The 19,518-nt window shown below is 72.7% G+C and carries 17 protein-coding genes and 2 pseudogenes; 7 read left to right on the forward strand and 12 right to left on the reverse strand.

Annotation, left to right across the window (positions count from 1 at the left end; all coding sequences use genetic code 11):
• Nucleotide 1 precedes the first annotated feature (1 nt).
• Entirely contained in the window at nt 2-4,639 is a 4,638-nt protein-coding gene (locus ACFYV5_RS00085) for an ATP-dependent helicase (RefSeq protein ID WP_389162436.1), read from the reverse strand.
• A 91-nt stretch (nt 4,640-4,730) separates the two neighbouring features.
• On the opposite strand from ACFYV5_RS00085, the gene ACFYV5_RS00090 reads away from it, so the two are divergent.
• The 3 genes from ACFYV5_RS00090 to ACFYV5_RS00100 are packed head-to-tail and all read left to right on the forward strand — an operon-like array spanning nt 4,731 to nt 6,641.
• On the forward strand, nt 4,731-5,585 hold the full coding sequence (locus tag ACFYV5_RS00090) for an AraC family transcriptional regulator (protein ID WP_355106023.1): 855 nt from the start codon (nt 4,731-4,733) through the stop codon (nt 5,583-5,585).
• A gap of 10 nt (nt 5,586-5,595) precedes the next feature.
• The gene (locus ACFYV5_RS00095) at nt 5,596-6,336 is read left to right on the forward strand and encodes an AzlC family ABC transporter permease (protein WP_389162440.1); all 741 of its coding nucleotides are present in this window, start codon (nt 5,596-5,598) and stop codon (nt 6,334-6,336) included.
• The gene (locus tag ACFYV5_RS00100; protein WP_355106027.1) at nt 6,333-6,641 is read left to right on the forward strand and encodes an AzlD domain-containing protein; all 309 of its coding nucleotides are present in this window, start codon (nt 6,333-6,335) and stop codon (nt 6,639-6,641) included. Before ACFYV5_RS00095 ends, ACFYV5_RS00100 begins: the two co-directional genes overlap by 4 nt.
• A gap of 53 nt (nt 6,642-6,694) precedes the next feature.
• Here ACFYV5_RS00100 and ACFYV5_RS00105 read toward each other — a convergent pair whose 3' ends face one another.
• Entirely contained in the window at nt 6,695-7,624 is a 930-nt protein-coding gene (locus ACFYV5_RS00105) for a hypothetical protein (protein ID WP_355106029.1), read from the reverse strand.
• A gap of 79 nt (nt 7,625-7,703) precedes the next feature.
• Here ACFYV5_RS00105 and ACFYV5_RS00110 point away from each other — a divergent pair, with 79 nt between their 5' ends.
• Together ACFYV5_RS00110 and ACFYV5_RS00115 are read left to right on the forward strand one after the other, a co-directional pair.
• Nucleotides 7,704-7,898 carry a DUF3046 domain-containing protein gene (locus tag ACFYV5_RS00110; RefSeq protein WP_355106031.1) on the forward strand — a complete coding sequence of 65 codons (195 nt, stop codon included), beginning with the start codon at nt 7,704-7,706 and terminating at the stop codon, nt 7,896-7,898.
• A gap of 372 nt (nt 7,899-8,270) precedes the next feature.
• On the forward strand, nt 8,271-9,431 hold the full coding sequence (locus tag ACFYV5_RS00115; protein WP_355106033.1) for an AI-2E family transporter: 1,161 nt from the start codon (nt 8,271-8,273) through the stop codon (nt 9,429-9,431).
• On the opposite strand, the pseudogene ACFYV5_RS00120 reads toward ACFYV5_RS00115, so the two are convergent.
• The 6 genes and pseudogenes from ACFYV5_RS00120 to ACFYV5_RS00145 all read right to left on the reverse strand — a co-directional run.
• Nucleotides 9,426-9,619, reverse strand: a pseudogene (locus ACFYV5_RS00120) (hypothetical protein); the annotation flags it as partial. The gene ACFYV5_RS00115 and the pseudogene ACFYV5_RS00120 overlap by 6 nt on opposite strands.
• A 48-nt stretch (nt 9,620-9,667) precedes the next feature.
• A complete protein-coding gene (locus ACFYV5_RS00125; protein WP_389162445.1) occupies nt 9,668-10,456 on the reverse strand; it encodes a cytochrome d ubiquinol oxidase subunit II in 789 nt (262 codons plus the stop codon).
• Between the two features lie 14 nt (nt 10,457-10,470).
• A complete protein-coding gene (locus ACFYV5_RS00130) occupies nt 10,471-11,760 on the reverse strand; it encodes a cytochrome ubiquinol oxidase subunit I (protein ID WP_389162448.1) in 1,290 nt (429 codons plus the stop codon).
• A gap of 178 nt (nt 11,761-11,938) precedes the next feature.
• Nucleotides 11,939-12,604 (reverse strand): response regulator transcription factor, encoded by a 666-nt coding sequence (locus ACFYV5_RS00135; protein ID WP_355106039.1) that lies wholly within the window; start codon nt 12,602-12,604, stop codon nt 11,939-11,941.
• A complete protein-coding gene (locus ACFYV5_RS00140) occupies nt 12,601-13,827 on the reverse strand; it encodes a sensor histidine kinase (RefSeq protein WP_389162452.1) in 1,227 nt (408 codons plus the stop codon). Before ACFYV5_RS00140 ends, ACFYV5_RS00135 begins: the two co-directional genes overlap by 4 nt.
• Nucleotides 13,828-13,885: 58 nt before the next feature.
• Nucleotides 13,886-14,410: an SUKH-4 family immunity protein gene (locus tag ACFYV5_RS00145; protein ID WP_389162455.1), complete on the reverse strand. Its 525-nt coding sequence runs from the start codon at nt 14,408-14,410 to the stop codon at nt 13,886-13,888.
• A 136-nt stretch (nt 14,411-14,546) separates the two neighbouring features.
• Here ACFYV5_RS00145 and recA point away from each other — a divergent pair, with 136 nt between their 5' ends.
• Together recA and recX are read left to right on the forward strand one after the other, a co-directional pair.
• The gene (recA, locus tag ACFYV5_RS00150) at nt 14,547-15,680 is read left to right on the forward strand and encodes a recombinase RecA (RefSeq protein ID WP_389162458.1); all 1,134 of its coding nucleotides are present in this window, start codon (nt 14,547-14,549) and stop codon (nt 15,678-15,680) included.
• Nucleotides 15,568-16,251 (forward strand): annotated as a pseudogene (gene recX, locus ACFYV5_RS00155) (recombination regulator RecX); the annotation flags it as partial. The gene recA and the pseudogene recX, both read left to right, overlap by 113 nt.
• 163 nt (nt 16,252-16,414) lie before the next feature.
• Here recX and ACFYV5_RS00160 read toward each other — a convergent pair.
• The 4 genes from ACFYV5_RS00160 to ACFYV5_RS00175 form a co-directional block, all read right to left on the reverse strand.
• On the reverse strand, nt 16,415-16,843 hold the full coding sequence (locus ACFYV5_RS00160; RefSeq protein ID WP_389162460.1) for a rhodanese-like domain-containing protein: 429 nt from the start codon (nt 16,841-16,843) through the stop codon (nt 16,415-16,417).
• Entirely contained in the window at nt 16,840-17,388 is a 549-nt protein-coding gene (locus ACFYV5_RS00165; RefSeq protein ID WP_389162463.1) for a cysteine dioxygenase, read from the reverse strand. The genes ACFYV5_RS00160 and ACFYV5_RS00165 overlap by 4 nt, the downstream gene beginning before the upstream one ends.
• A gap of 87 nt (nt 17,389-17,475) precedes the next feature.
• Nucleotides 17,476-17,562: a putative leader peptide gene (locus ACFYV5_RS00170; RefSeq protein WP_353962576.1), complete on the reverse strand. Its 87-nt coding sequence runs from the start codon at nt 17,560-17,562 to the stop codon at nt 17,476-17,478.
• 32 nt (nt 17,563-17,594) lie between these two features.
• On the reverse strand, nt 17,595-19,406 hold the full coding sequence (locus ACFYV5_RS00175) for an FAD-dependent monooxygenase (protein WP_389162466.1): 1,812 nt from the start codon (nt 19,404-19,406) through the stop codon (nt 17,595-17,597).
• Nucleotides 19,407-19,518 lie beyond the last annotated feature (112 nt).

Genomic DNA, 19,518 nt, shown 5'->3' on the forward strand with positions numbered 1-19,518 from the left:
CTCACGGGCGGAGGCGGAGCCCGCGGGGAGTGGCGTGGAAGCCGGCTGCCTCCAGGGAGCGGGCGAGGGGAGAGGTGAGCGCGGCGGCACCGTTGACCCGCTCCACCGTGACCGTGCCCAGGGAGCCGGCGAGAGCGGCGGCCGCCAGCGACTCGGCCGCGGCTCTCAGCGCCGGGTCGTCCGGGTCGGAGGGCCAGGACAGCAGGGTCTTCCCGCCGCGCTCCATGTAGAGCGTCAGCTCCCCGTCGACCAGGACGACCAGCGAGCCGGCCTTGCGGCCGGGCTTGTGCCCGGCGCCGGTCGGCGGCTCGGGCCAGGGCAGCGCCGCCCCGTACGCGTTGGCGGGGTCGGCCGCCGCCAGGACCACGGCGCGCGGGCCCGCGCTCGCCTCCGCCCCACGGTCACGGGCGGTGGCCGCCGCGCGCAGCCGGTCGACGGCGCCGTCCATGGCGAACTGGGCCGCGCCCAGCCCCTCCACCACATAGCCGCGGCGCGCCTGCCCGCTGTCCTCGAAGGCCGACAGGATGCGGTACGTGGCCGAGAAGCCGCCCTCGACGCCCTCGGCGGCCACCGCGCCCCGGGTGACCACGCCGTGCCGGTCCAGGAGCGTGCGGGCGAGGGCGTGGGCGCGGTGGGTCGGCTCCGGCTCGGCGGGCGGCAGCAGCGACCAGCGGCCGCTGACGGTGGGCGGTCCGGTCCGGGAGGCGGGCCGGGCGGCCGCGGTGAGCGTGCCGTATCGGCCGCGCGGGACCGTCCGCTTGGCGCGGTGGGCCGTCGATCCGGCCGTCCGGCCCGAACCGAGGAGGGAGCGCAGCGGGGCGAGCGTGTCGTTGGTGAGCCGCCCCGACCAGGCCAGATCCCAGACCGCGTCCGCGAGTTGCGGATCGGTGGCGTCCGGGTGCGTGGTGGCCCGCACCTGGTCGGCGATCTGGCGGAAGAACAGGCCGTATCCGCCGGAGAGGGCGGTGAGCACCGACTCATGAAGGGCGGTGGTCTCGAGCGGGTGCGGGGGCGGCAGCAGCAGGGGCGCCGCGTCGGCGAGGTAGAGGGAGATCCAGCCGTCCTTGCCGGGCAGGGCGCCGGCGCCGGCCCAGACGACCTCGCCGGTCGTGGTCAGCTCGTCGAGCAGGGCGGGGGAGTAGTCCCTGACCCGGGACGGCAGGATCAGCTTCTCCAGGGCCGAGGCCGGGACCGGCGCGCCCTGCAACTGCTCCACGGCACGGGCCAGCCCGTCGATCCCCCGCAGGCCGTTGCTCCCCAGGTGCTGCCACTGCGGCAGGAACGTGGCGAGCGCGGCCGGGGGTACGGGCTCCAGTTCATGACGCAGCGCGGCCAGCGAGCGGCGGCGCAGGCGGCGCAGCACGGCGGCGTCGCACCACTCCTGGCCGATGCCCGAAGGATGGAACTCGCCCTGGACGACCCGGCCGGCCGCGGCCAGGCGCTGGAGCGCGCCGTCGGTGACGGCCGCGCCGAGACCGAAGCGGGCGGCGGCCGCCGAGGAGGTGAACGGGCCGTGCGTGCGCGCGTGGCGGGCGAGGAGATCGCCCAGCGGGTCCTTGACCGGCTCCGTGAACGCCTCGGGCACCCCGACGGGGAGGGCGGTGCCGAGGGCGTCCCGCAGGCGGCCTGCGTCCTCGATCGCCGCCCAGTGTTCCGCGCCACCGATCCGGACCCGGATGGCCCGCCGGGCGGCTCCCAGCTCGTGGGCCCAGGCGGGCTCGCCCCCGCGCTCGGTCAGCTCGGCCTCGGTGAGCGGGCCGAGAACCCGCAGCACGTCGGCGACACCCTCCACGTCCTTGATCCGGCGGTCCTCGGTGAGCCACTGGAGCTCCCGCTCCAGTTCGGTGAGCACATCCGCGTCGAGCAGCTCGCGCAGCTCCGCCTGGCCGAGCAGCTCGGCGAGGAGACGGGAGTCCAGGGAGAGCGCGGCGGCCCGCCGCTCGGCGAGCGGGGAGTCGCCCTCGTACAGGAACTGGGCGACGTAGCCGAAGAGCAGGGAGCGGGCGAAGGGGGACGGCTCGGGGGTGGTCACCTCGACCAGGCGGACGCGGCGGGACTCGATGTCGCCCATCAGCTCCTGGAGCCCGGGGACGTCGAAGACGTCCTGGAGGCATTCGCGGACGGCTTCCAGAACGATCGGGAAGGAGCCGAACTCGCTCGCCACCTGGAGCAGCTGGGAGGCGCGCTGGCGCTGCTGCCAGAGCGGGGTGCGCTTGCCAGGGTTGCGCTTGGGCAGCAGCAGGGCCCGCGCGGCGCACTCGCGGAAGCGGGCGGCGAACAGGGCCGAGCCGCCGACCTGGTCGGTGACGATCTGCCCGATCTCGCCCTTGTCGAAAAGGGCGTCCGCCGCGCCGATCGGGGCCTGGTCGGAGTCGTACGTCGTGTCGAAGTGGCGGTCCGGGCTCACCGGGTCGTCGTCGAGGAGGTCCAGGCCCATCAGGTCGGCGTCCGGCAGGCGCAGCACGATCCCGTCGTCCGCGTGCATCACCTGGGCGTCCATCCCGTACCGCTCGGCGAGCCGGGCGCCGAGGGCCAGCGCCCACGGGGCGTGCACCTGGGCCCCGAAGGGGGAGTGGATGACGACCCGCCAGTCGCCGAGCTCGTCCCGGAACCGCTCCACCAGGATCGTGCGGTCGTCCGGCACATGGCCGCAGGCCTGCCGCTGCTCGTCCAGATACGCCAGGACGTTGTCGGCGGCCCAGGCGTCCAGACCCGCGGCGACCAGCCGCAAGCGGGCGTCCTCGGCGGACAGCGAACCGACCTCGCGGAGGAAGGCACCCACCGCGCGGCCCAGTTCGAGCGGGCGGCCCAGCTGGTCACCCTTCCAGAACGGCAGCCGGCCCGGCACACCGGGAGCGGGGGAGACCAGGACCCGGTCCCGGGTGATGTCCTCGATCCGCCAGGACGTCGTGCCCAGCGTGAAGACATCGCCGACCCGGGACTCGTACACCATCTCCTCGTCCAGCTCACCGACCCGCCCACCGCCCTTCTTGGGGTCGGCGCCCGCGAGGAAGACCCCGAACAGGCCGCGGTCGGGGATCGTGCCGCCCGAGGTGACGGCGAGCCGCTGCGCGCCCGGGCGGCCGGTGACCGTCCCGGCGACGCGGTCCCAGACGACGCGCGGGCGCAGCTCGGCGAACGCGTCCGAGGGATAGAGGCCGGCCAGCATGTCCAGGACGGCCGTGAACGCGGACTCCGGCAGCGAGGCGAACGGAGCGGCCCGCCGGACCGTGGCGAGGAGGTCGTCCACCTGCCAGGTGTCCAGGGCGACCATCGCGACCAGCTGCTGCGCGAGGACGTCCAAGGGGTTCGCCGGGATGCGCAACGACTCGATGGAGCCGCTGCGCATCCGCTCGGTGACCACGGCCGCCTGGACCAGGTCGCCGCGGTACTTGGGGAACACCACGCCCGTGGAGACGGCGCCGACCTGGTGTCCGGCGCGGCCCACCCGCTGGAGACCGGAGGCGACCGAGGGGGGCGACTCGACCTGCACGACCAGGTCCACCGCGCCCATGTCGATGCCCAGTTCCAGGCTGGAGGTGGCCACCACGGCGGGCAGCCGGCCCGCCTTGAGGTCCTCCTCGACCTGCGCACGCTGCTCCTTGGAGACCGAGCCGTGGTGGGCGCGGGCGAGCAGCGCGGGCGCGCCCTGCGCGGCGCCGGACTGGGCCATGATCTCGGCGGGCGGGGCGTTGTCCGGAAGGGCCTGGCCGGTGGCACGCTCGTACGCGATCTCGTTGAGGCGGTTGCAGAGCCGCTCGGCGAGCCGACGCGAGTTGGCGAACACGATGGTGGAGCGGTGGGCCTGGACGAGATCGGCGATCCGCTCCTCGACATGGGGCCAGATCGACGGCCTGTCCCCGCCCTCCGTGGACTCGGAGGCCGGGGAGCCTCCGAGCTCGCCCATGTCCTCCACCGGGACGACCACCGACAGGTCGAACTCCTTGCCGGACGGCGGCTGGACGATCTCCACCTTGCGCTGCGGGGAGAGATAGCGGGCCACCTCGTCGACGGGGCGGACCGTCGCCGACAGGCCGATGCGGCGGGCCGGGCGGGGCAGCAGCTCGTCGAGACGCTCCAGGGACACCGCGAGATGGGCGCCGCGCTTCGTCCCGGCGACCGCGTGGACCTCGTCGAGGATGACCGTCTCGATCCCGGCGAGCGCGTCGCGCGTGGCCGAGGTCAGCATCAGGAACAGCGACTCGGGGGTGGTGATCAGGATGTCCGGCGGCTTCGTGGCCAGCGCCCGGCGCTCGGCGGGCGGGGTGTCACCGGAGCGGATGCCGACCCGGACGTCCGGCTCGGGCAGTCCCAGCCGGACCGACTCCTGGCGGATGCCGGTCAGCGGGGAGCGCAGATTGCGCTGGACGTCGACGGCGAGCGCCTTCAGCGGGGAGACGTACAGCACCCGGCAGCGCTTCTTGGGGTCCGCGGGCGGCGGGGTGGAGGCGAGCTGGTCCAGGGAGGCGAGGAAGGCGGCCAGGGTCTTGCCGGATCCGGTCGGGGCGACGACGAGCACGTCCGAGCCCGCGCCGATGGCCTGCCAGGCGCCCTCCTGCGCCGCCGTGGGCGCGTGGAAGGCCCCGGTGAACCAGCCGCGGGTCGCGGGGGAGAAGGAGTCGAGCGCAGACCTGACCATGCCACCCATCGTGCACCCCGCCACTGACAACCGCCCGGACCTGGGGAAACCACGTTCGGTGCCGGAGCGGCGGGTGAAGGAGAATGGGGGCATGGCGAGTGGGGAGCGGGCACGGTACTGGCAGTATCCCGAGCTGCCCGGCGTCGACCTGCTGCACGCCCACTACGTCCGCAAGGCCTTCGCCCGGCACACCCACGAGACCTTCGTGTTCGCCGCCATCACGGAGGGCGTCGAGGCCTTTCACCACCGCGACGAACTCGTGCACGCGGGCCCCGGGCAGATCGCCCTGGTCAACCCCGACACCTCGCACACCGGCCACGCGGGCGTCCCCGAGGGCTGGACCTACCGCACGATCTACCCGGACGCGGAGCTGATCCGGTCGATCGCCGCCGACACCATCGCGCTGCGGGGATCGGTCGGCTTCACCCAGCCCGTCGTGGACGATCCGTACGCGGCGCAGCTGGTCATCGGGGTCCACCGGGCCGCAGAGGAGGGCAACGCGCTGGCCGCCGACAGCCTGCTGCGGCTGGTCACGGCGAGGATGCTGCGCAGCCACGGGGGCCGGCTCGCGCCGCTCGCCCCGCGCTCGGCGGGCGCACGCGACGCGGCACGCGCGCGTGCCGTCCTCGAGGAGCGGATGGCCGACCCGCCGACGCTGGAGCGCCTCGCCGCCGAGCTCGGCACCAGTCCCTTCGCCCTGCTGCGTGCCTTCCGGGAGGCGTACGGGATGCCGCCGCACACCTGGCTGACCGACGCGCGCGTACGGCGGGCGCGGCGTCTCCTCGACGCGGGTACGGCACCCGCGGAGGCGGCCGTGGCCGTCGGCTTCACCGACCAGCCTCACCTCAACCGCCACTTCACCCGGAGCGTGGGCGTCCCGCCCGGGGCGTACCAGCGTTCGCGGGGCGCAAGAACGTACAAGACCGCCGGTGGCCGGGGCTCGTAACGTCCCTCGCGTGGCAGAACAGACAGCACCCCCAGTCATACCGGAGAGGACGAAGGCGGACTCGGCGGTCGTACGCGACGCGCTCGGGGTCGGGATCGCCGTCGGTCTCTCGGGCTTCGCCTTCGGAGTCACCTCCGCGGGATCCGGACTCAGCCTGCTCCAGACCTGCGCGCTCAGCCTGCTCGTCTTCACCGGCGCCTCGCAGTTCGCGCTGGTGGGGGCGCTCGCGGCGGGCGGGAACCCGTTCACGGCCGCCGCCGGCGCCTTCTTCCTGGGCACGCGCAACGCGTTCTACGGGCTGCGGCTGTCGCAGCTACTCGCCCTGCCGCGCGGTGTCAAACCCTTCGCCGCCCAGTGGGTGATCGACGAGACGACCGCGGTGGCGCTCGCACAGCCGACGCGGCGGGCCGCCCGGATCGGGTTCACGGTCACCGGGCTCACGCTCTACGTGCTGTGGAACCTCACGACGCTGCTCGGCGCCCTCGGGGCGGAGGCGCTCGGCGACACCGACGCCTGGGGCCTCGACGCGGCCGGACCGGCGGTCTTCCTGGCCCTGCTCGCCCCCATGCTGAAGACGGCGACGGAGCGGTACACCGCGGCGATCGCCGTGGTGCTCGGCCTCGGCCTGCTGCCCGTCCTGCCGGCCGGGGTCCCCGTCCTGGCGGCAGCGCTCGCCGCGCCGCTCGTGCTGTGGGTGCGGGGCCGCCGTATGGGTGAGTCCGGTGGGAACGATGAGGGGGAAGCCCGATGAGTGTCTGGATCGCGATCGGCCTCACCGCCGTCGGCTGCTACCTCGTCAAGCTGGTCGGACTCCTCGTGCCCGCGGACGCCCTGGAACGCCCCCTCGTCCAACGGCTGGCGGCCCTCCTGCCGGTCGCCCTGCTGGCGGCGCTCACCGCCCAGCAGACCTTCAGCGCCGACGGCGCCCTCACCCTGGACGCCCGCGCGGCGGGAGTCGCGGCGGCCGCCGTCGCGCTGGTCCTCCGAGCTCCCTTCCTGATCGTCGTGGCCGCGGCGGTGCTGGTCACGGCGGGGGTCAGGGCGCTGGGCGGGTGACGGGCGGGGGGTGGCCCCAGGGCCCGGAGTGGCCTGTCGGGTGAGAGCCCGGGTCAGGCGATCGGGCGGCCGTGGGCGCGCAGCGTCCTCAGCGCCTCGATGGTGACGATCGGGCGAGCCTCCAGCGCCGTACCCGGGGCCCACTGCCGCCAGGTGACCGGCCAGCCGCCGTCCTCCTGCTGGGCGGCGGCGAGGTGATCCAGCGACCGTGCCATCTCCTCGTCCGTGAACCAGCGGCGGGCCAAGGAGTCCGGCACGCGCGCGTAGTCGTAGGGAAAGTGGTGCTCGCCCGGTGCGTACCCCGATGCCACGGGGAAGTCGTCGAGCCGCTCGGGGTCCAGGACCGCCAGCCGCTGCTCCCGCACCAGGCGCCCGAGCCGGTCCGCCACCGCCTGCGCCCGCGAGCGGTCCGGGACCCCGTCGAGAAAGGCGACCGCTGCCTGGATCTCGTACGGATGTGACGTCTCCAGGGACTCGACCGCCGACCAGCAGAACTCGGTGGCGCGGAACAGCCAGGCGTGCCAGACCTGGTTCCGGTGGAGCAGCCCCACCACAGGGCCCGTGGAGAGCAGGGCGCCGGGCGGGTCGTCGACGACGGGGATGAACGGCGCCGCGGGGTAGCCGCGCAGCGACGGATGGATCGCCGGCAGGGCCCCTTCGTGCGTGGACACATCGGTGAGGTAGCGGCAGATCCGCTCGACCCTCAGCCCGCCGCAGCGGCCGATGGAGTCGAGCACCTTCAGCGCGTGCCCGGTGTGCAGCGGCTGGCTGACGGGGCCGCGCAGATCCGGTTCGAGGGCGTGACCGTAGCCTCCGTCCTCGTTGAGGTACGCGTTGAGGGCGACCTCGACGGGTTCCGCGCCGCCGCGCAGGAAGTGATAGGCGAACCGGCGCTGTTCGAGCACGCGCGCGGTGAGCCAGACGAAGTGCTCGGCGCGCGAGAGGAGCGTCGGGTGCGAAGCCGTGAGAGGAGTTCCAGCCATGGTTCGACCGTAGGCCGCGAAGGGCGCGTGACAAGGCTTAAGGGCCGGGCTGCACTCTTGGGGGCGGGATACTGGGTGCATGCGGTTGACGATTTTCTGGGAGCGGATGGCGGACCACTTCGGTGCGTCCTACGCCGAGTCCTTCGCACGGGACCATGTGATGTCGGAACTGGGCGGTCGAACGGTGCACGAGGCACTGGACGCCGGCTGGGAGGCGAAGGACGTGTGGCGGGCGGTCTGCGCGGCCGTCGACGTACCGGCCGACAAGCGCTGAGGGACGGGGCCGGGGCGGAATGTCCGCGCGGTGCGCGAGACTGGCGGGGTGGCTCCGACTGACGAAACCGACGAGAACGACGAGACCGACACGACGACCCCCGACGGGACCTCCGGCGCGACGACCTCCGATGGGCGCCGTGCCGGGACCTCCGACCAGGCCGTGACCGCAAGCGCTCCGGAGGCCGGACCGGCGGGGCGTACGGCGGGGGGCAGTGGCCCCCATGCGACCGATGCCGGCCCCGGCGCGACAGGCCCCGGTGCGGCCGGCCTTGGCGTGGCTGCCCCTGGCGCGTCCGGCCCTGGCGCGTCCGGCCCCGGCGGGACCGGCCCCGGCGGGACCGGACCGACCGCGGCCGGAACCGCGTCGGGGATGCCCCGCTGGCTGCCGCGCGCTCTGCTGCTCGCGTTCGCGCTCTACGCCTGTTTCCAGTTGGGCAGCTGGGCCTTCCACCAGCTCGTCGGTCTCCTCGTCAACATCCTCGTCGCGTTCTTCCTGGCCCTCGCCATCGAACCGGCCGTCGGGCGCATGGCCGCCCGGGGGATGCGGCGCGGCCTCGCCACGTTCCTCGTCTTCTTCACCGTCATGGTCGTCGGCGTCGGCTTCGTGGTGCTGCTCGGGTCGATGCTGGCCGGTCAGATCATCGACATGGTCGAGAACTTCCCGAAGTACCTCGACTCGCTGATCAACTGGATCAACCAGACCTTCCGCACCGAGCTGTCGCGCGTCGAGGTCCAGGACAGCCTGCTCCGCTCCGACTGGCTGCGGAAATACGTCCAGAACAGCGCCACCGGCGTCCTCGACGTCTCCGCGACCGTCCTCGGCGGCCTCTTCAAGCTGTTGACGATCTTCCTGTTCTCGTTCTACTTCGCGGCCGACGGGCCCCGGCTGCGCCGCGCCCTGTGCTCGGTCCTGCCGCCGGCCCGCCAGACCGAGGTGCTGCGTGCCTGGGAGATCGCCGTCGACAAGACCGGCGGCTACCTCTACTCCCGCGGTCTGATGGCGCTGATCTCCGGCGTCGCCCACTTCGTCCTGCTGGAGATCCTGGGCGTGCCGTACGCGCCCGCCCTCGCGGTCTGGGTCGGACTGGTCTCGCAGTTCATCCCCACCATCGGTACGTATCTGGCGGGCGCGCTGCCCATGCTGATCGCCTTCACCGAGAACCCCTGGTACGCGCTGTGGGTGCTGGCCTTCGTCGTGGTCTACCAGCAGTTCGAGAACTACGTCCTCCAGCCGAAGCTGACGTCCAAGACCGTGCACATCCACCCGGCGGTGGCCTTCGGTTCGGTGGTCGCCGGTACGGCGCTGCTCGGTGCCGTCGGCGCGCTGATCGCGATCCCGGCCGTCGCCACTCTGCAGGCGTTCCTCGGCGCCTATGTGAAGCGGTACGACGTCACCGACGACCCGCGCGTCCACGGTCACCGGCGCTATGGGGAGGCGGTGGTCGCCCGGCTCCAGAAGGCGCTGCACCAGCGAAAGGACCACGGGCAGACGCCGCCCTCGGGGGACGAGTCCCCCCGGGACGGCACCTGACTGCTGGAGCATCCGGTCGGGGCTCAGGACGAAGGCCGCGAACACCACGACCATGATCGCCGCGGCGGCCGTGATGACCTTGTCGGTCGCCGCCAGGCCCTCCCTCGCGGGTCCTTGGTGCGCTGACCGAACACGATGGCGAAGATCATCACGGGGATGAAGGCCTCGATCGGTCCGGGCCGCACCCCGGACCTCGGTGACCCGATCGGTGGATCGATCGGTGGGTCGATCGGGAGTCACAGGTACGAGGGGCGGGTCACCCGGTGCCGGAAGGTGCGCCAGGTCCACACCTGGGCGGCGACGAGGAGCGGAGTGACGCCGAGCAGCGCGGGGACGAGGAGGGTGAGGGTCGCGCCGTCCGCGGCGCGCTCGGTCAGCGGGAGGGCGGTTCCGGCGAGCAGCGGGAGCACCCCCAGGAGCACGGCTGTCAGGGCGAAGGACTGCCAGGGGCGGCCGGTCCGCCCCACCAGGAGGCGGGCGCGTTCGTAAGGGAGGCCGGTCAGCCGCAGCGTGGCGAAGCCCAGCCCGTGCGCGGCGAACAGGGCGGCCGAGGCGAGGGAGGCGAGGAGCACGGTGGGGCCGGTGGCGGTCTCGTACGGTGTGCCGACGAGGAGCGCCGCCAGCAGCGGGCCCCAGGCCAGCGCCACCGTCCAGCTGCCGCACACCACCGCCCCGTCACACACCGTGCGCCAGACGCGGCCACGGCCGCGGCCGCGCGACCACAGCCCGATGTCACGGACGATCCAGCCGGCCAAGAGAGGGAGGAGCACCGGGAACTGGCCGGTCATCAGCTCCCCCTCGAGATCGGGGAAGCAGCCGACGAGCACACCGGCCGTGGCGACCAGCCACACCTCGTTGCCCAGGAAGAAGGGGGCGAAGGAGGCGATGACGAGCCGCCGCTCGTGATCCGTGCGGCCGAGGTACGGGGTCAGCATCCCGGTCCCGATGTCCGCACCGGCGAGCACGAAGTAACCGGTGGCGAAGAAGGCGAGCAGTGCGATGGCCAGGGATTCCAGACTGAACATGATCTGTCCGCTCCTCAGTAGCTCGTAGCGGGCAGGGAGTCGGCGGTGTCCCGGTCCCCGGGCCCGTCCCTCTCGTCCTGTCCGAGACCCGCGTCGACCGGGCCCCGGCGGGCCCACCGGGCCAGCAGCCAGGCGTTGAGGACGACGAGCAGCCCGAAGAGGGTGGTGAAGACGATCAAGGAGGCGCGCATGGAGCCGGGGGAGAGGTCGGAGACCGCGTCCTCGGTCTTCAGCAGCCCGTACACCACCCAGGGCTGGCGGCCCGCCTCGCGGAAGATCCAGCCGCTGATCATCGCGACGTAGGGCAGCGGCACCGCTGCCATCAGGGTCAGGTGCCAGAGCCGGAAGCGGAAGACGACCTTCTTGAAGCAGGCCAGGATCACACCGGCGAAGGTGAGGTACATCATCAGGCCGAAGCAGATGAGCATGACCAGACCGCCCCCGCGGGTCCATGCCTCGGAGGGGACGTAGTCGCCGGGACCGAAGCGCGCGACCATGTCCGCCTGGAGCTGCGCGATTTCGGCGGTCTTCTGGCTGAACACGGCCGACTTCATGGGCTGGAGGGTGCGGAGCGCGCCGAACTGGATGCCACCGAACACAGCGGTGACCATGAGCGCCGGGAAGGACAGGAACACCCCGATCCGCAGGCTCCGGCCGAAGAACTCCCACTCGGGCGTGCGCCGGAAGAGGTGGTACGCGCTCACTCCCGCGACGAAGAAGCCGGCCGTCAGCAGCGCCCCGGCCAGGATGTGTCCGAAGGCCATCAGGGCCGAGGGATTGGTCAGCACGGCCACCGGATCGTCCAGGACCAGCTTGCCGCCCTCGGCCCGGTGTCCGACGGGGTTGTTGAGGAAGCCGTTGGAGACCAGGATCCAGTACGCGGAGAGGTACGCGGTCAGGGTGACGACCCAGATCATCGCCAGATGGACCCACCGGTTGAAGCGGTGCCAGCCGAAGATCCACAGACCGAGGAAGGTCGACTCGACGAAGAACGCGACGATCGTCTCGACCGCGAGCGACGCGCCGAAGACATTGCCCGCGTAGTGCGTCAGCCCGCTCCAGCTCATCCCGAACTGGAACTCCATGACGATGCCGGTGACGATCCCGACCGCGTAATTGATCACGTACAGCTGGCCCCAGAACCGGACCATGCGCGCGTGCAGCGGCTTCTGTCCGATCGTCGCCACCGTCTGGACGACGGCGACGACGGTCGCGAGCCCCAGGGTGAGGGCGACGAAGAGGAAGTGACCGCCCGCCGTGAGGGCGAACTGGAGCCGGGCGAGATCGAGGACGTCTGGATTCACGCTGCCAGCGTCGGCGTACGACTACCTCGGCGGCGTCGCCCGGCGGTGGTCAGTGGGCGTACCCCCGCGGTTGCGCCGCCCCACGCACGCGTACCCCAGGAGTTGCGTCCACGCGCGCGTGCCCCCTAGGGGTCGCGGTCCGGCGGTGCGGGCCGGGCGGCTTCCGGAGGGTGCCGTGTCATCCCAGCCAGCCGGGCGTGATCATCCCCGACTCGTACGCCAGGATCACCAGCTGCGCCCGGTCCCGGACGTCGAGCTTGGTCATGATCCGGCTGACATGGGTCTTCGCCGTCGCCGGCGAGAGGACGAGCCGCTGCGCGATCTCGTCGTTGGAGAGCCCCGCGCCCACCAGGCCCATCACCTCGCGCTCCCGCTCCGTGAGGGCGTTCAGGCGCGGGCCGGGATCCGGCTGCTTCGAGCGCCCGGCGAACTCCGCGATCAGCCGGCGGGTGACGGCCGGGGCGATCAGCGCGTCCCCGCGGGCCACCACCCGTACCCCGTGCAGCAGCTCCATGGGCTCGGTGTCCTTCACCAGGAAGCCGCTCGCCCCGGCGCGCAGCGCCCCGTAGACGTAGTCGTCGATGTCGAACGTGGTCAGGATGACCACCTTGACCTCTTCGAGCCGGGCGTCGGCGGTGATCCGCCGGGTGGCCTCCAGGCCGTCCAGACCCGGCATCCGGATGTCCATCAGGACCACGTCCGGACGCAGCGCGCGGGCGAGCGCGATCGCCTGCTCGCCGTCCGCGGCCTCCCCGACCACCTCGATGTCGTCCTCGTCGGCCAGGATCGAGCGGAAGCCCGCCCGGACCAGGGTCTGGTCGTCGGCGAGTACGACGCGGATCATCGGGGGTCCCCCTTGGGTGTGGCGGTCGTGGATGCCGGGGCGCCGAACGGCAGGCGGGCGTCCACCCGGAAGCCCCCGGCGGTGCTGTGGGCGGTCAGGTCGCCACCGAAGGCACGGGCGCGCTCGGCCATGCCCCGGATGCCGCTTCCCTGTGGCTGCTCCTCGGGAGCCCCCTCGCCGTCGTCCTCGATCCGCAGGCGCAGCTCGTCCGCGCGCCAGTCGAGCACGATCGTGGCGGTACGAGCGCCGGAATGCCGGGTGACATTGGTCAGCGACTCCTGCACGATCCGGTACGCGGCGAGGTCGACCGGCGGCGCCAGCGGTACGGGCGTCCCCGTCTGCTCCGTACGCACGTCGAGGCCGGTGCTCCTGGCCCGCCCCACCAGTTCACCGAGCAGGGCGAGCCCGGAGGTCGGCGAGGTCGGCGCGGCCTCGTCGGCCTGGCGCAGCACCCCGAGCGTCGCGCGGAGCTCGCGCAGCGCGTCCTTGCTGGTGGCCTTCACGGCCTCCAGCGCCTCCGCCGCGGCGGCCAGCGCGACGTCGGGTTCCGGCTTCTTGCCGAGCCGGTGCAGCACCGCGCCGGACTGGACGTTGATCAGCGAGATGGTGTGGCCGAGCACGTCGTGCAGCTCCCGGGCGATCCGCAACCGCTCCTCCGTGGCGCTCTGCCGGGCACGCGCCTCCTGCTCGCGCTCGGCCGCCAGCGCTCGCTGCTCCACCTCGTGGAGATAGGCGAGACGCGTCCGCTGGGCACGGCCCACGGCGACCAGGCTGATCAGCCAGCCGGCCAGCATCGCGAGCGAGGTGTCGTCGATCTGGCGGTGACCGGGCGCCTGACGGAGCTCGCCGAGCCCGACGGCGAGCAGCGTGACGGCGGCGAGCGCGACGGCGGCGGCGAAGCGGCCTTCCGCGGCCGTGGTGTAGAGCGCGAGCGCGAAGGCGATCATCAGGGGCCCGTCCTGCGCGGACGCGGGGTAGTAGACGGCGCAGGCGAGGAGCGTGACGACGGCGACCGTGGCGGGCGCCCGCCGACGGAAGTACAGCGCACCGCACCCGACCAGGATCAGCGCCCAGCCGACGAGCGTGCGGCCCGCGGGCTCACTCGCGTACCGCGCCGACACGAGCGTCCAGACGGCCACGACGAGCGTGACGACCAGCGCCACGGTGGCATCGGCCGCCCGCGGCGACACGCGGCCGCCACGGACGCGGAAGGGGAGGGGCATGCCAGGAAGGATAGGCGCGGGCGCGCCGGCCCGGCGTGTGGAGCCGGAGGGCTCCGGCTCAGAGGACACCTCCGGCCTCGTCGTGGAACACCCCCGGCCAGTAGCGGTAGTCGTCCTCGCCCGTCGAGGGCAGGCAGGCGACCGGGTCCACCGACGCGAGGACCTCGATCATCGTGTCGGCGAGCTGGTGGTAGAAGTCCCGGGTGAAGCCAGGCTCCTCGTCGAGCCGTTGTTCCCGGCTGAACATCCAGATCGTGAACGCCAGCGTGGACACGTCGGCGTTGACCGGAGTCGTCGCGGCGTCATCGTAGGACCGGTACGAGAGCAGGCCGGTGCGGCCGTCGATCACGACCTCGAAGTCGTGGATCAGGCTGCCCAGGCAGATGAGACGGTCCGCTTCGGCCCGTGCGTGAGGGACGGATGGGGCTCGTGCGGGGGCACGACGACGCCGGTCGCGGACATGGATCCCCCATGGTGCTGTGCCGTGATCTTTACGGTGGCCACCGTAGGCGCCGCCACCGACACACGGTCCTGTGCGGCCCGCGTGGTGCGCTTGACACCAAAATCGAACATCCATTCTCATGAGACTCCGGCCCTTGGAATCGCGGGGTTGTGGGCGAGTTATCCACAGGTCGGAGGGACGTCGGGGCCCATTGTCAGTGGCAGGGGTTAGCGTCTTTCACATGAAGCGATCGACTCAAGCAAACCGGGTGGAACCCATGGCAGGTACCGACCGCGAGAAGGCACTGGATGCCGCGCTCGCTCAGATTGAACGGCAATTCGGCAAGGGTGCCGTGATGCGCATGGGCGACCGCGTCCAGGAGCCGATCGAGGTGATCTCCACCGGTTCGACCGCCCTCGACATCGCCCTCGGCGTCGGCGGCCTGCCGCGCGGCCGTGTCGTGGAGGTCTACGGACCGGAGTCCTCCGGTAAGACGACGCTGACCCTCCACGCCGTGGCCAACGCCCAGAAGGCCGGCGGCCAGGTCGCGTTCGTGGACGCCGAGCACGCCCTCGACCCCGAGTACGCCAAGAAGCTCGGCGTCGACATCGACAACCTCATCCTGTCCCAGCCGGACAACGGTGAACAGGCCCTCGAGATCGTCGACATGCTGGTCCGCTCCGGCGCCCTCGACCTGATCGTCATCGACTCCGTCGCCGCGCTCGTCCCGCGTGCGGAGATCGAGGGCGAGATGGGCGACTCGCACGTGGGTCTCCAGGCCCGTCTGATGAGCCAGGCCCTCCGGAAGATCACCAGCGCGCTCAACCAGTCCAAGACCACCGCGATCTTCATCAACCAGCTCCGCGAGAAGATCGGCGTCATGTTCGGCTCGCCGGAGACCACGACCGGTGGCCGCGCCCTGAAGTTCTACGCCTCGGTGCGCCTCGACATCCGCCGCATCGAGACCCTCAAGGACGGCACGGAGGCGGTCGGTAACCGCACGCGCGTCAAGGTCGTCAAGAACAAGGTCGCGCCGCCGTTCAAGCAGGCCGAGTTCGACATCCTCTACGGCCAGGGCATCAGCCGCGAGGGCGGTCTGATCGACATGGGCGTGGAGCACGGCTTCGTCCGCAAGGCCGGCGCCTGGTACACGTACGAGGGCGACCAGCTCGGCCAGGGCAAGGAGAACGCCCGGAACTTCCTGAAGGACAACCCCGACCTCGCCGACGAGATCGAGAGGAAGATCAAGGAGAAGCTCGGCGTCGGGGTCCGTCCGGAGGCCGCGCCGGCCGAGCCGAGCGCGGACGCCGCGGGTGGCGCGGAGCCGGCGGCTGCGGCGGACGAGGCGGCCAAGACCGCCCCGGCGGCCAAGGCCACCAAGGCGACCAAGGCCCCGGCGGCCAAGAGCTGACCCGGTGACCGGTCGTACCGAATGCCCGGGCGACAGCCCCGACTCGTCGAGGGCCGAGAAGGAGCTGTCGCCCCAGGATCCGGCTGAGCGGGCGCGGGCGATCTGCCTGCGCCTGCTCACCGGGACCCCCCGCACGCGCAAACAGCTCGCCGACGCCCTGCGCAAGCGAGAGATCCCCGACGAGGTCGCCGAGGAGGTCCTCTCCCGCTTCGAGGACGTGGGGTTGATCGACGACGCCGCCTTCGCGGACGCCTGGGTGGAGTCCCGGCACCACGGGCGAGGACTCGCCCGCCGGGCCCTCGCCCGGGAGCTGCGGACCAAGGGCGTCGACCCCTCCCTGATCCAGGAGGCGGTGGGGCAGCTGGACTCCGAGCAGGAGGAGATCACCGCACGCGAGCTCGTCGACCGCAAGCTCCGCGCCACCCGCGGCCTCGACCGGGACCGCAGGCTGCGGCGGCTCGCGGGGATGCTCGCCCGCAAGGGGTACCCGGAGGGCATGGCCCTGCGGGTCGTCCGCCAGGCCCTGGAGGACGAGGGCGAGGACACGGAGGGCCTGGACGAGCCCTTCTAGAAGGCGGGCGCGGGAGGGGCGGGTACGGGCCTGGGGCCCGGCCCGGTGTCAGCGGCACCGACGTTGCGGCTCGCCGGCCGGCGTGCCCCTGCGACCGCGTGCCCCTCGGCCGGCCTGTTCCTGCGACCGGCCGGCCCGTTGGCCGGCCCGTCGCAAGGGGCGACTACGGCCGAGGCGTCGGCGGCAGCACCGGCAGCCCCGCCGCCTTCCACGCCTGGAAGCCGCCGATCACGTCGGTCGCGCGGTGCAGCCCCAACTGCCGCAGTGACGCCGCCGCCAGCGAGGACGCGTACCCCTCGTTGCAGAGCACGATCACCCGCAGGTCGTGGCCGGTCGCCTCCGGCGCGCGATGGCTGCCCAGCGGGTCCAGCCGCCACTCCAGTTCGTTGCGCTCCACGATCAGCGCGCCGGGGATCAACCCGTCCCGCTCGCGCAACGCCGCGTACCGGGTGTCGACCAGGAGCGCGTCACCTGCCTCGTACGCTTCCTGGGCGGCGCGGGCCTCGACCCGGTCGAGGCCGGACCTGACACGCTCCAGCAGCTCGTCGATCCCCACGGGTTCGGTCCCGTTCCGCTCGCTCGCCGCGCTCACTGCCAGTCCTCCGGACGCTCGACCTGCTCAAGACGGAGCACCGCGCCCGCCCGGCTGAATCGCCGGATCAGCGGGAGCGGCGGATAGTACGCGTGCACCGACACGGCGTGCGTGTCACGGGACTCGTTGAGCACCTCGTGCACATGGTGCTGCCCGAAGGCGCGCCCCTTGCCCGTCGGCAACCGTCGTTCCCGGTCGACTCCGTCGGCCAGTTCCAGGGTCTTCCAGCCGCCCGACGGCAGCCGTACCCTCAGCGAGTTCTCCTTCAGGGTGCCGCGCGCGGTGGTGAACGCGCCGTGCGACTCGGCGTGGTCGTGCCAGCCGGTGCCCGCCCCGGGCGGCCAGCCGATGAGCCATGCCTCGCTGCCGCCGGGTCCGTCGAGGCGTACCCACGTACGCCCCTCGGGGTCGAGCGGCAAGGAGTCGATCAGTTCGGTGTCGGCGGCGGTGCGACGGACGAAGTCCAGAAGGTCGGCCGCGGTGGGCGCGGACGAGCCGGAAGGACCGGAGGAGACAGCGGAGGGCGCGGAGACTTGCTGGGGCACGGAGGACCGTCCTGAGGGTTCGCGGAAAAGGCGCGCGACGGGTACGCCGACGTCAGCGGCGAAGGGCACGCGAGAGGGAAGGCGAATTCAGCAGGACGGGCGACACACGCAGCCCGCGTAGCGGACGAGGTCCATATGGACCCTCCGCCACAGGCGCACATCGGTGTCGATCACGCTCCGGAGTACACCATGCGCGCCTGTGCGGGTCAATTGATGTCCGCCGTGCGGTCGCCCTTCTTGGTCGCCGACTTGGGCACACCCTTGGTGCCAGGCTTGGCCACGGACCTGGACGGGGACGCGGACTTGGGCACAGTCTTGGGCACAGTCTTGGACGCGGACGCGGACGTGGCCACAGCTCTGGACGCGGGAGCCGAGGCGCCCTCGGGCGTGCTCCCGGGCCCGGACACGGGCCCCGGCGAGGACCCGGAGGCCGTGCCGCCCCGCGTCGCGTCCGCCGCCGCGTACAGCTCCTCCGGCCGTACCCCGGGGAACGAGGCGACGAGATGACCGTCCGGCCGCACCAGCAGGACCGTGTGGGCCGCTGCACCCGGGTACGCCTCCGTCACCAGCAGCTCCGCCTTCACCGGCAGCGCCCGCACCGCCTCCACGAGCCGGGGCATCACGCCCGCGCTCATCCAGTGCCTGCGGTCCCACACACCCGTCCCGGGCGCGACCAGGACCACCAGGAGCCGTCCCTGCCCGAGCCGGTCCCGGAGCCGTACGGTCGTACCGTCCGGGGCGGTCACCCGGACGTCCTCGACCGGCGCGCCCTCGTCCGTGCCCACCGCCACCTGGGACGCCCCGGCGTCCAGGGGCGCGAGGGGGGAGTGCGGATATGCGGGGGGCGCACCCAGCGGGCCGCGCCCCAGGTGACCGTCCGTCAGCAGGCTGTCGTGACCGCGCGTCCCGCCCGTGAGGTACGTCCGCAGCCCCCCGCCGCCGCGCAACACGGGCAGCGACTGGTCCGCGGCCCGCAGCCGGGAGGCAACGGCCGCCCGCCGCTCGCTCTGGTAGCTGTCGAGCAGGGTGTCCGAGGCCATGTGGTGCCAGGCGTACGCGAGCTTCCAGGCCAGGTTGTCGGCGTCCCGCAGCCCTTCGTCGAGGCCCTGGGTGCCGACCGCGCCGAGCAGATGCGCGGCATCGCCCGCGAGGAAGACCCGGTCGACCCGCCAGCGCCGGGCGAGCCGGTGGTGCAGGGTGTGGACCCCGGTGTCGATCAACTCGTACGGCGGTGTCTCCCCGCCGCACCAGCCGGCCAGCGTGTCGCGGATCTTCATGACGAGCGCGTCAGGGGTGACGAGATCGCCCCGTGGCGGCAGCAGCCAGTCGATCCGCCACACACCGTCGGGCAGCGGGCGGGCCGTGACCTCCTCACCGCCGCCCCGCCACGGCGGCTGACGATGCAACAGCGCCTCTCCGGGCCACGGGAGTTCGGTGCGCAGCGCCGCGACCGCGTGCCGCTCCACCGCCGTACGACCGGGGAAGCGGATGGCGAGCAGCTTGCGCACCGTGGAGCGGGCGCCGTCGCAGCCGACCAGATGGCTGCCGCGCCACCAGGTCCCGCCGGGGCCACGGGTGTGTGCGGTGACACCGCGCGCGTCCTGCTCGATCGTGTCCAGCCGGGCTTCGGTGACGAGCTGGACGAGCTCCTGCCCCGCGATCGCGTCGCGCAGACCGCGCGCGAGGGCGTGCTGGGGGATGTGCAGGGGCGCCGCGGGACTCTCTCCGTCACTCTCCGTACCACCGAGACCGAGACTCAGCTCGATGTGCCTCATCTGTTGCTTGCGACGCAGTGAGCGCCAGCCGACCCAGCGGACCCCCTCGTCACGGAGAGTGGCACAGCCGAGCCGCTCCACCATCGCGGCCATGTCGGCACGCAGCACGACGGTGCGGGCGGGGCGCGGTTCCTCCTTGCCGGGGCCCTCGTCGAGCACGACACTGGGGACTCCCTGCGAGGCCAGGGCAAGGGAGAGCGCGAGGCCCACGGGCCCCGCGCCGACGATGATCACCGGGTCCACGGCGCGGCTCCTGAAGGCCGTTCGGTCATGCGGGTAGCACAGCGAAGAGTGGCGCGAGCCCGGTGCGTGATCACAGAACGTATGCAACCCATTGCGGGTGCTTGCGTCAAGC

The organism is Streptomyces sp. NPDC003035 (assembly GCF_042888285.1).
Lineage (GTDB): Bacteria > Actinomycetota > Actinomycetes > Streptomycetales > Streptomycetaceae > Streptomyces.